At 63.4% G+C, this 10,989-nt stretch carries 9 protein-coding genes; 1 reads left to right on the forward strand and 8 read right to left on the reverse strand.

Annotation, left to right across the window (positions count from 1 at the left end; translation table 11 throughout):
* Window positions 1-17 precede the first annotated feature (17 nt).
* Together GY769_05275 and GY769_05280 are read right to left on the reverse strand one after the other, a co-directional pair.
* Complete coding sequence (locus tag GY769_05275; GenBank protein MCP4201330.1) at window positions 18-1,691, reverse strand: VWA domain-containing protein; 1,674 nt, start codon at window positions 1,689-1,691, stop codon at window positions 18-20.
* A gap of 86 nt (window positions 1,692-1,777) precedes the next feature.
* The gene (locus GY769_05280; protein MCP4201331.1) at window positions 1,778-3,538 is read right to left on the reverse strand and encodes a VWA domain-containing protein; all 1,761 of its coding nucleotides are present in this window, start codon (window positions 3,536-3,538) and stop codon (window positions 1,778-1,780) included.
* 206 nt (window positions 3,539-3,744) lie between these two features.
* Here GY769_05280 and GY769_05285 point away from each other — a divergent pair, with 206 nt between their 5' ends.
* The gene (locus tag GY769_05285; protein ID MCP4201332.1) at window positions 3,745-5,823 is read left to right on the forward strand and encodes a PQQ-binding-like beta-propeller repeat protein; all 2,079 of its coding nucleotides are present in this window, start codon (window positions 3,745-3,747) and stop codon (window positions 5,821-5,823) included.
* Window positions 5,824-5,854: 31 nt separating this feature from the next.
* Here GY769_05285 and GY769_05290 read toward each other — a convergent pair whose 3' ends face one another.
* The 6 genes from GY769_05290 to GY769_05315 all read right to left on the reverse strand — a co-directional run bounded on the left by GY769_05290 (window position 5,855) and on the right by GY769_05315 (window position 10,950).
* Complete coding sequence (locus tag GY769_05290) at window positions 5,855-6,382, reverse strand: hypothetical protein (protein MCP4201333.1); 528 nt, start codon at window positions 6,380-6,382, stop codon at window positions 5,855-5,857.
* Window positions 6,383-6,438: 56 nt separating this feature from the next.
* Entirely contained in the window at window positions 6,439-7,188 is a 750-nt protein-coding gene (locus GY769_05295) for a CPBP family intramembrane metalloprotease (protein ID MCP4201334.1), read from the reverse strand.
* Between the two features lie 87 nt (window positions 7,189-7,275).
* Complete coding sequence (locus GY769_05300; protein ID MCP4201335.1) at window positions 7,276-8,184, reverse strand: GTPase Era; 909 nt, start codon at window positions 8,182-8,184, stop codon at window positions 7,276-7,278.
* A complete protein-coding gene (locus GY769_05305) occupies window positions 8,181-9,476 on the reverse strand; it encodes an HlyC/CorC family transporter (protein MCP4201336.1) in 1,296 nt (431 codons plus the stop codon). The genes GY769_05300 and GY769_05305 overlap by 4 nt, the downstream gene beginning before the upstream one ends.
* A complete protein-coding gene (ybeY, locus tag GY769_05310; GenBank protein MCP4201337.1) occupies window positions 9,473-9,757 on the reverse strand; it encodes an rRNA maturation RNase YbeY in 285 nt (94 codons plus the stop codon). Before ybeY ends, GY769_05305 begins: the two co-directional genes overlap by 4 nt.
* Window positions 9,758-9,963: 206 nt before the next feature.
* Window positions 9,964-10,950, reverse strand: a complete 987-nt coding sequence (locus tag GY769_05315; protein ID MCP4201338.1) for a PhoH family protein — start codon at window positions 10,948-10,950, stop codon at window positions 9,964-9,966.
* Window positions 10,951-10,989 lie beyond the last annotated feature (39 nt).

The following is a 10,989-nucleotide window of genomic DNA, read 5'->3' on the forward strand; positions in this document are numbered from 1 at the left end:
TTCGTAACGAGGGGCCGCTAGATCCCCAGCTTGGTCGAGGTCGCCAGAATCGTGTCGCCCAGCGGATCGTGCAGGGCGAACACCAGGTCCTGAGGCTCACGCTTGACCTTGATCTCGAGCTCGTAGGTGGCATAGGCCCCGGCCGGGGGCGGCTCGTCGCCACTCAAGACCACCGGCACCACCGAGATCTCGTTGCGCTCCCCGGCATCGTTGAGCGCGCCGATTCTCAGCTCGAGCTCGGCGACGAAACGACCCTCATAGGGCAGCATAGTGACCTCGTCCATCGGAATTCGGATCTCGACCGGCACCTCGACCCTGCGCCCCTTCTTGGGCACCGGCCCTAGCCGCACCTCGAGCGGATTGGCTCCTGGTAAGTCGCCGAAATAGAGCGCGCTCTCGACCATGAAGCCGAGCTCCTTCGACCGTGACAGATCCTGGAACCCCTCGCGGTAGCGGACCTTGAGCCCGGGGCGCGTCACCTCGAGCCTGATCTTGTGATTCTTGTCGTCGCCCTGCCAATCGGGCGTGAAACCGAGCCAGTAGTAGGAACGGGTGTCTTCGATCACGGTATCGAAGGCCTTCAGGCGCGACTCACCAAGCATCGCCTGCCCACCGGTCTCGACCGCAAGGACCGCGAGTGTGGCCTGTACTTCGGACTCCCGAAAAGGAGCCCTGAAGATGGTCACACCGACACTGTCATCCAGCCCCGTATTGCCCGGAACGTCTACCGGATAGAGCGTATAGCCGAGCAGGTTGGCCACTTCGTACATGGGGCGGAGGAGCTTCGGCCCCTGGTGGCCGCACTCACCGGTGCGGTGAATCGCCGGAGTGGCGCCCATAACGTATTCGTATGCGGAGCTTGGCCAGCCGCCGGAGAGAAGCAACATCACCTTGCGTCCCGGCGGCGACCCGAAACTGCGCAGGGTCGCGGTGACCCCGGAGGTCACTCGCTTCAGCTGCCGCTCCAGGAAGTTGATCGTCGCGCAGGCGTCGGCCTCACGACTCGCTGCACGAATGCCCTCAAAGGTGGGAGCTGGCGGATCGTCCCTGGTGTCCTGGACCGAGCCCGCTTCCGTCACCTCGAAGCTCCCTGTCGCGTCGGTCGCATTCACAAGGGACGCTGAGGTAAAGCCGCGCGCCCTACGCCGTATCGCCTGCTCGAGGGTCGACCTCAAGCGCAGCTCGGACTGGGTCCAGGAGGTCAGCATCTCGATCCGCTTGCCGTCGAAGGCGACGATAGCCATTCGATCCTCCGGACCCAGTCGATCGAGACTTTCGACGATGCCCTGGATCACCTGGTTGCGGTCTCGCGCGATCTTGGTGAAATAGTCGTCGATGAATACCAAGTAGCTGGTGCCGACGCGCTGCCCGGCCTCGACACCTACATTCGGGGCGGCTGGCATCTTCTCCTTGGATGCCAGCACTTTCTTCTCGAGCAGCCGACCCTCCGAGATCTCGGAGAAGAAGCCGATAGGCACCTCCTTGCCGTCCACCCGAAGCCGGAAGTCATCCTCGGCGAGGTCCGAGACCCGGTTGCCCTGCTTATCTTCCACAACCACCTCGACGTTGACCACACGCACCTCGAGGCGCTCTCCGAAAACGCCCGCCGGCCGTTCCTGAGCGATCGCTCCGGAGGCGAGGAGACAAGGCGCCCACATTCCGAAACACGCCATGGCTATCTTGCGATTCATCGGCTCCCTCCTTCCCCGAGGCTAACCTAGATTTACGAGTTTCGCGCTTGACTTGCCCACGAACGGCCGAAGTCGGCGCTCCGCCCCTAGAGCGCGAGCTTGGTCGCCGCGGCTAGAATCGTATCGCCGAGCGGATCGTGAAGAACGAAGACGAGATCCTGCGCCTGGCGCTTGACCTTGATCTCGAGCTCGTAGGCGGCGTATGCCCCGGGCGGCGGCGGCTCGTCGTCACTCAACGCCACCGGCACCACCGAGATCTCGTTTCGCTCGCCATTCTCGTTCAGTGAGCCAATGCGTAGCTCGAGCCTCGCCACGTAGCGGCCTCGATCAAGCAACATAGTGAGCTCGTCCATCGGAATCCTGAGCTCGAGCGGCACCTCAACCCTGCGGCCTTTCCTGGGCACGGCACCAAGCCGAACCTGCAGAGGCTTCGAGCCCGGCAGTTCTCCGAAGAACAGGGCGCTCTCGACCATGAACCCGAGCTCCTTGGATCGGGACAGATCCTGAAAGCCCTCCCGATAGCGTACCCGCAATCCGGGCTCTCGGACGTCCAGCTTGATGTCGTGATCGCGGTCGTCGCCGCGCCAAGCGGGAACGAAGCCCAACCAGTAGTACGAGCGGGTGTTGTCAACGACGGTCTCGAACGCGCTCAAGCGGGCGCCATCCAACATCGCACGTCCGCCGGTCTCGACGGCCAGCTCCGCCAGCGTTGCGTGGATCTCGGATTCCCGAAAGGCCGCAGTCGGAATTCGGGAGAGTGAGCTGCCGGTAATCCCCGGCCCTGTCGCCGCCAGAGCCAAGTCGTCGGCTTCGTCGGCATGTACGCTCAGTCGAGACTCGTCTGGGAGATCGATCGGATAGAGCGTGTAGCCCAGCAGGTTGGCGATGTCGTACATGGGCTTTACGATCCGCTCGGACGCAGCCCCACACTCTCCGGTCTCGAGCAACGGCTGTGTCGGACCGAGAAGGTAGTCGTAGGCGGAACTCGGCCAGCCCCCGGACAGGACCAGCATGACCTTACGCCCTGGAGGAGATGAGAAACTCCGCAATGTCGCCGTGACTCCCGATGTCACCCGTCGGAGCTGTCTCTCCAGGAAGTTGATCGCGGCACAGGAATCGGCCTCCGGGCTGGCGACATCGAGTGGCGGCAGGTCCGTGACTGGGATCGCTTCGCCGGCATTCTCGAATGCAGCTTGCGCCTCGGCCGGTATGCGTGCCGCCGCCGGCTGGACCGCACCGAGCCGAGTATTGCTGTCAGCTCGCTGCGTCTCCGTGTTCGTCCGGATACCTCGAGCCTGGCGCAGCTTTGCCCGCTCGAGGGTCGAACTCAACCGGGACCGGGACTGGGACCACGAGCTCAGCATCTCGATCTTGCGGCCGTCGAACGCGACAATCGCCATGCGGTCCTCGGATCCGAGGCGGTAAAGACCGTCGATGATGCCTTGAATCACCTGGTTGCGATCTCGAGCAACGGTGGTGAAGTAGTCGTCGATGAACACCAGGTAGCTGGTGCCCACCTCCTGGCCGGCATCGAGCCCCTTGACGCCGGAGACTGGAGTGTCGACGTCCGTCTCAAGAAGCCTCCGGTCGAGTACACGACCGTCGGCAATCTCGGAGAAGAAGCCGATCGGAACCGCTTTCCCGTCGATCCTAAGAACGAAATCATCAAGGGCTAGATTATGGACACGGTTCCCTTCACGGTCTTCGACCACTACCTCGACGTTGACCACTCGAACCTCGACCCTCTCCCCGAAAATAGCTGCCGGATCTTCATCGGCGACCGCAAAAGAGGTCACCAAGAACAGAGCCAAGAGGACAGAGGACGCTTGCGCCGCCTTGTGGGTCATGGAACCACCTCCGTGAGTTGTCGTCGCAAGCCCAGAACAGCAAGATCCGCGCCACCGCGAAGGCAACTTCATGGCGACCGAGTCGTATCTGGCTGCATGGTCGTGAGACACTACCCGCTCCGAGTAGCCAACTGAACCGACGACTCCCGGCGCGCCGATCGCGCGGTGGCTGCTCGAAACGTCCGTATCGCAAGAAAGGTGTACACATGAGGTCATCCAGTCTCACCAGTTCGCTGCTCGTATCTCTCCTGCTTGCCTCCTTTGTCTTGGCTCTCCCAGCCCCGACACCCGCCGGCGACACCGAAGACTGGACGCGCTGGGGCGGTCCCAGCCAAGATTTCAAAGCACCGGCTGCCGACATAGCCCAGCGCTGGCCCGCTACCGGTCCCAAGAGGCTCTGGTCTCGCGAGCTCGGCGACGGCTATTCCACGGTTCTGGTCGAGGGCGGCCGTCTCTACACCATGTACCGGGCCGGCGAGGAGGAGGCGGTGATCTGCCTCGACGCCGAAAGCGGCAAGACGCTCTGGGAGCGACGCTACGACCACGACCCGCATGAGAACCACGTCACGCAGTTCGGAATCGGCCCGCGAGCCACCCCTCTCGTCTCGGGCGAGCGGATCTACACCATCGGAGTTGCCGGCCGCTTGCACGTCCTCGACAAGTCCACCGGCGAGGTCATCTGGTCACAGGACCTTTGGGGAGAGGAGTTCGGCGGCAATCTGCTTCCTCATGGGTACGCCTCGAGCCCGGTCGAGTACGCAGACACCGTCATCGCGCTCGTCGGCGGCGAGAACAAGAGCATCGTTGCCTTCAACAAGAAGGACGGTTCCGTGGCCTGGCAGAGTCTGAGCTTCGCCAACAGCTACGCGACGCCCAAGATCTTCGATATCCAAGGCCAGGACCAGCTGGTCACGTTCATGGCCCAGGAGCTCGTCGGGGTCGACCCGACCAACGGCGAGCTGCTCTGGAGCCACCCGGTGGAGAACCAGTTCCAGCAGAACATCAACCCGCCGACTCTGGTCGACGGCAGGTATCTCTTTCTGTCCTCGCTACAAGCCGGTTCGCACGGCCTCGAGCTCATCCGTAGCGACGACGGAAAGACCCAAGTCAAGGAGCTCTGGTCGACGCGCAAGATCCAGTTCTACCACGTGACTAGCGTCGGCGATGGCGACTATGTCTACGGCACCAGCGGCGGCGGCTCACCCGCCTTTATGTCGGCCATCAATGTCAAGACGGGCGAGATTCCGTGGCGGCGGCGCGGTTTCGCCAAGGCCAACACCGTTTTCGCCGACGGCCGGGTGATCGTGCTCGACGAAGACGGCAAGCTCTACCTCACCACCGCGACGCCCGAAGACATGACGATCCACTCCGAGGTCGAGCTCCTGAACCGGGTGGCCTGGACGGCACCGACCATCGTGGGCAAGACCATGTACGTGCGCGACAAGGTCAACATCATGGCTCTGGATCTGAGTACCGAGACGTCGAGTCCGGATGGCGAAGACGTCGCGACCGGGGTCGCGGAGGCCGTCGAGGTTGCTCTCGAGGCGGAGGCAACAGATGTCGCCGAGGCGGCGTTCGATTCTGTCGAGAGCAGCCTGGGCGCCCTGGAGGAAGATCCCAACGAGCCCGAAGCACTCAGGATTCTGAGGAAGGTCGACGCCGCGACCAAAGCGGTCTCCGGCGTTCGCTACAAGGCAACCAGCAAGCCGAGTGGCGCCGCTACCAACTTCGCCGCCCCCACCGCGGGCGATGCCCTGATGTTCGGCTGGACCGGTACCGGACCGGAGAACTTCCACACCAACGTCAAGAGCACACGGGTTGGCTCCGACGAACCGATCGAGCTGACCGCCGGGGGAGACGGAGACCTCTACTTCTTGATCGATCATAAGACCCAGAAGGCCTACGTCGATATGGATCCCAACGTCACAGGGTCGGGCGGCCGGACTCTCGGCAACATCCGAATGATCGAGTTCATCCACCCGACGCCGTTCGACGACGAGATCAACGGCGACAAGGCCGAGCTCATGGGGACCGAGAACGTCGCCGGCGTGGAATGCTACAAGATCCACGTGACCTACGCCGGTGGCCAAGGTGAGTCGACCTGGTTCTTCTCCACCCAGGACTACCTCCCCCGCAGACGGATACGGATCTTCAACACTCCTCAGGGCGAGGGCGCGATCGACATCACCGTGAGCGAGCTCAGTGTGGACCCGGACGTGGTGCCCGCGGCCTTCAAACTCGAGCTACCGGAAGGCTACGAGCGAGTCGACGACTTCGCGCCCTAGGGCTTGGCCCCGAAGGCCTGGAAAGCAGCGCCTACTGGACGCAGGCGGCTCTGATCTGCTCGTCCGAAAGGCCGGCCCTGGCCATGGCGGCGATCTGTTCTATGGCGCACGAGCTGCCTTCCGGTTTGACGCTGCCCGAGCTTGCACCTTCGGCGGCTTTCGCGCCCACGGCACCCGGCTCCGGAGGCCGATAGCCCTGTTTCGCCAGCTTCGCCCGCGCCTGCTGGATGTACTCGGGGTCGGCGTTTCGCTCGCAACCGACCCGGTCTTCGCCGTCGGCAAAGTAGAACTGGGCCCGGATGCTCGCGTTCGCCGAATCGTCGGCCTGGCCGGTTTCGGACTCCTGTTCGAGAATCCTCAGGTGGGAGTAGCCGGCGGCCACACAGAGAGAGGCCGTCTTCGTGTAGACCAGCTTCATGGCCTTGCCGCGCAGTCCGATGACCTTGACCCGGTGACTGACGACGAAGACGTCGTCGTCGAGCTGTGTGAAGGTGATCACGGCCCGCGCCGCCTGGGGAACGAGCAGCGCCGCCGCCAATAGAAAGATTGTCACTCTCACTTCATTGCTCCTTTCTTGCCGGGTCTTTGCCCCGGCTAGATAGCTGCGCTCGACGGCTACACGAATCCCATGTACATCGCGGTGAAGCTGATCAGGTGGGTAGCCGCGTGCGCCACGATCGGCACCCAGAGGTTGCGGCCAAAGATCAGAAACGCTCCGCCGTACAGCAAGCCCACGATACCGGTGACCGCCATACCGGATACACCCTGATAGAAGTGAATCAACCCGAAGTGCAGCGAGGTGAGGACCAGAGCCAGCGCCCAGGCGCTGCTCGAACCCCCGACCAGTTTGGCGATGCGTGTCATCAAGAATCCGCGCCAGATCACCTCCTCGGGAAAAGCGCTGGTCAGCCAGACGGTCGGCACCGTCATCAGCAGCCTGCTCAGGTTTCCCCGAACGGCGTCGAAGCGGGTCACGTCGGGCGGAGCAGCGCTGATCAAAGGACTGATCACGTAGGCCATCAGGCCCTGCGCCAGCGTTCCGCTCACTAGGGCCACCAGAACCCCCAAGGCGATGACCCGAGGCCAGCTTGCGGGTCGCCTCAGGCCAAATTCACCGACCTCGAGCCCCAGCGCGCGCTGAAAGACGAACACCAGCACCAGGCTCGATAGCGTGCCTCCGAGCGCAGCCGCATTGCCGGCACCGGTGCTGGCGCCCAAGTTCCCGCTCAAGAGCGCAAAGGCAAGGTGCACGCCAACGACGACCAGAACAGCGATCCAAGCGAGTCTGCGCCGCGGATCATGCAACCGCCCTTCGGCCACCACGGAGCTCTCGCCGATTTGCCGGCTGTCTTTCGGGTCGGTCACTTGCTCGGATCTTGACACACACCGGGACCGCTCCAGGCGTCGGCGGCGGCCGCGCGGCACAACCGGAGGAGTCACGGCGCAAGCGCGCTAGAGCGAATGCGGCAGGAGGTCGCGGTCGAGGTCGTTGAGAAGCCGCCTGCTCTCACGCCAGCGAGGCTCGCAACGAACGTTGAGATCGAGAAAGACGCGGCGGCCCAGGAGCCGTTCGAGATCGAGGCGGGCAGCGGTGCCGAGCTTCTTGATGGTCGCGCCCTGACGGCCGATCAGGATCGCCTTTTGGCCGGGCTTCTCGACCAGCAGGGACGCGTGAATCCTGGTCAGGTTTCTGGGCTCGTTGTCCTCCCACAGCTCGATCACCACCGCGGTCGTGTACGGCAGCTCGTCCCGCGTCTCGAGCAGAACCTTCTCGCGAATGAGCTCCGCGGACAGGAACTTCTCCGGATGCAGGGTCAGGAGCTCGGGATCGTACAGCGGCTCGCCCTCGGGCAGTGCCTCGAAGAGGAAGTCCAGAAGCGTGTCACAACCATCTCCGTCGAGCGCCGAGATCGGGATGATCTCCTCGAACAGCGCAGACTCGGCGTAGCGTCCGATCAGGGGCAACAGTTTGGGCTTCGCGACGATGTCGACCTTGTTCAGAGCTACAAAGCGACGCACATTCGTGCGCTCGAGCAGCGCCAGCATATGCGCGTCGCCGCCGGCGAACTTCTGGGTGGCGTCGGCCAGGAGGCAGACGACGTCGGCGTCGTTGAGCGCATCTACCGCATACTGGACCATGCGCCGATTGAGCTGGTGAAGAGGTTTGTGGACCCCCGGAGTGTCGTAGAAGACCATCTGCCCGCGTTCGGTGGTCAGAATGCCGACCAACCGGTGTCTCGTCGTCTGCGGCTTGTCGGACACGATGGCCAGCTTCTCGCCCAGGTAGCGGTTCATCAGGGTCGATTTGCCAGCGTTGGGCCGCCCGACCAGAGCCACCGTGCCGGAACGAAAACGGGTCATGGTGTTTCCGTAGATTCGGCGTTCCCGTCGGAGTTGGACGCGCGTTCGACCCTGAGCCGCTCTACCCGTCTCTCGCCGACTCGCTCGACCACGAATCGCAGTCCATGGGCCTCGACAATCGCACCGGGCTCGGGCAAATCGCCCAGATGACCGAATATCAGGCCGCCAACGGTTTCGTAGGGCTCGTCATCCAACTCGACATCGAACAGATCCTCGAGATCGTCGAGAGGCGTCATGCCCTCCAGGCGCCAGCCGCCGGCTTCCAACTGCCTGGCTCCGAATTCGTCTTCCTCGTGCTCGTCGACGATCTCACCCACGATCTCCTCGAGCAGATCCTCGACCGTGACCAGGCCCGCGATGCCTCCATACTCCTCGACCACGATCGCCATCTGGTGGTGACCGGCCTGCATCTCGCGCAGCAGCTCGGCGAGTGGCTTGGTCTCGGGCACGATGAAGGCCTCGCGAGCCAGGCTGCGCGGAGGCGGCGGCGCCTCCGACTGCGACGCCGCCAAGACGTCACGAATGTGAAGCACCCCGCGTATATCGTCCACCGAATCGACGTAGAGGGGAATCCGCGAGTGCTGCGACTCCAGAAACAGTGCGACCAGGTCGTCTAGATCGGTTGTCGCGGGCGCGCACACCATGTCGATTCTGGGCGTCATCACGCTCCTGACGATGGAGTCACCGAAATCAATGACCCGCATGATGAGGTCGCCCTCGTCGGGCTCGATGATTCCCTCCTTGGCACCGACATCCAGAAACGCCTCGATCTCCCCGTCCGAAGCCTCGTCTTCGGGCTCGCCCGAGTCCCCGTTCTCATCGGCGGCCGCGTGCACGATCCGCGAGATCAGAGGCACGAACGGGCTCAAAATCCAACGCGCCAATCGGTAGGTCGGCGTGAGCCGGCGAAGCACCCTCTCGGCGTTGGTGCCGACGAAAACTCGATTGAAGATCTCGGTCGCAAGCAGCACCACCACCGCAATCCCGACTCCCCAGAACATCGCTGAGCGCTCCGCGGCTCCAACGCCGCGCGCGACCGCCGCCACGCTCAGCACGAGGGCTATCGGCAGGGCCTTGGCGAGGAAGCTCAGAAGGTAACGAAACGCCTCGAACCTGGTCGGCGCGGTGTAGAGCTCCTCCAGCTTGCCGCCGGCCTCTTCGGCCCAATGCCGCACTCGAATCGGACCCGGCCGGTCCAACATCGCGGCCAGCACTTGAAAGAGGATCGCCACCACGCCGACGAGCCCGGCAATCAGCGCGAGAAAGGCCGGGTTGCCCAGTCCGCCGTTCACGGGGCTGGCACCCACCGCCGCCGGAGTCGTCGCTCCAGTCGGTCCATCTCACCGCTGTCAGTTTCGTGGTCGTGCCCAAGGCAGTGAAGAACTCCGTGCAGTAGCAGAACCTTGAGCTCGCGCTCAACGGAATGGCCGCGCTCCAGGGCCTGTCGTCTGGCAGCAGGCACCGATACCGCGATGTCTCCCAGGTGGATCCCGTCCATCGTTGTCTCACCTGGGAAGCTGAGAACGTCTGTGGGCCGGTCCTTGCCGCGAAACGCTCGATTCAGGCGCCTCATCTCCCGATCGCCTACGAAGCGCACCGCGAGTGTCGACGACGGATCTCGCGACACCTGCGCGAGCAGCTCTCCGAGCCACGGACGCAGTCGGCGCGCGCCGGACTCCCGATAGCGGTTCGGATTGTCGATCTGGACCCTCCGGGCCGCGTGACCTGCGCGGGAGTCGACGGGCGCCGGCTCAGGTTCGTCCAAGACCGCCAGCACCGTCACTCGGTCTCTTCGCTCTTCCCGTCGCCGCCGGCTTGCCTGCGACCGTTCTCGTGACGCTCGTAGGCACTGATGACCTTCTGCACCAACGGGTGGCGAACGACATCTCGCTCGGTGAATCGAACGAACGCGATGCCCTCGACGCCCTTCAGGATTTGATTCGCTTCGCGCAGCCCCGACGCCGTGCCCGAGGGCAGATCGACCTGGGTGATGTCGCCATTGATGACAGCCTTGGAGTCAAAGCCGATTCGAGTCAAGAACATTTTCATCTGCTCGCTGGTCGTGTTCTGCGCCTCATCAAGGATGATAAACGCGTCGTTAAGCGTACGACCGCGCATGAATGCCAACGGGGCCACCTCAATGGTTCCGCGCTCGAGCATCCTCATCACTTTCTCGAAGCCGATGAGAGCGTAGAGGGCGTCGTAGAGAGGCCTGAGGTACGGATTGACCTTATCGGCCAGGTCTCCGGGGAGATAGCCGAGCTTCTCTCCGGCCTCCACAGCGGGCCGGGTCAGCACAATGCGACGAATCTTCCTCTCTTTAAGCGCCGCGGCCGCCATCGCCACAGCCAGATACGTCTTGCCGGTACCCGCCGGACCGATCGAGATCACCATGTCGTGATCGGCCATCGCCTTCAAGTACATCTGCTGCGCGAGGCTGCGCGGGTTCACCAACCGGCGAACCGAGCTCAGAATGCCGTCGCCGGAGAAGAACTGCACCAGCGAGGCATCCGGCGTTTCTTTTAGCACCCGGATCGCGGTGTCGACGTCCCTGGGCCGTACCTGGAAGCCCCGTCCCATCAACGCCGAGAACTCGTTCAGCAGATGCTCGACGACCACAGCCTCTTCCGGCTCGCCGTCGATCTTGGCCTGATTGCCGCGGGCGGACAGGGTAACGTTGAAGGCTCGCTCGATGCGTTTGAGGTTCTGGTCTCGAGCTCCAAACAGAGCATCGATGCCCTCTTGAGCGAGGGTCACTTGAGGCATCGAGAAATGGTTTTCGTCAACAGAGTTCGGGTTCGAGGA

This window comes from bacterium (genome assembly GCA_024224155.1).
Lineage (GTDB): Bacteria > Acidobacteriota > Thermoanaerobaculia > Multivoradales > JAHEKO01 > CALZIK01.

What these genes read in the sequence shown, in the direction of transcription:
- ybeY (MCP4201337.1), bottom strand. Translation starts at nt 9,757, where the DNA reads ATGAGGCGCCTGAATCGAGCGTTTCGCGGCAAGGACCGGCCCACAGAC.
- GY769_05285 (MCP4201332.1), top strand. Translation starts at nt 3,745, where the DNA reads ATGAGGTCATCCAGTCTCACCAGTTCGCTGCTCGTATCTCTCCTGCTT.
- GY769_05280 (MCP4201331.1), bottom strand. Translation starts at nt 3,538, where the DNA reads ATGACCCACAAGGCGGCGCAAGCGTCCTCTGTCCTCTTGGCTCTGTTC.
- GY769_05315 (MCP4201338.1), bottom strand. Translation starts at nt 10,950, where the DNA reads ATGCCTCAAGTGACCCTCGCTCAAGAGGGCATCGATGCTCTGTTTGGA.
- GY769_05275 (MCP4201330.1), bottom strand. Translation starts at nt 1,691, where the DNA reads ATGAATCGCAAGATAGCCATGGCGTGTTTCGGAATGTGGGCGCCTTGT.
- GY769_05300 (MCP4201335.1), bottom strand. Translation starts at nt 8,184, where the DNA reads ATGACCCGTTTTCGTTCCGGCACGGTGGCTCTGGTCGGGCGGCCCAAC.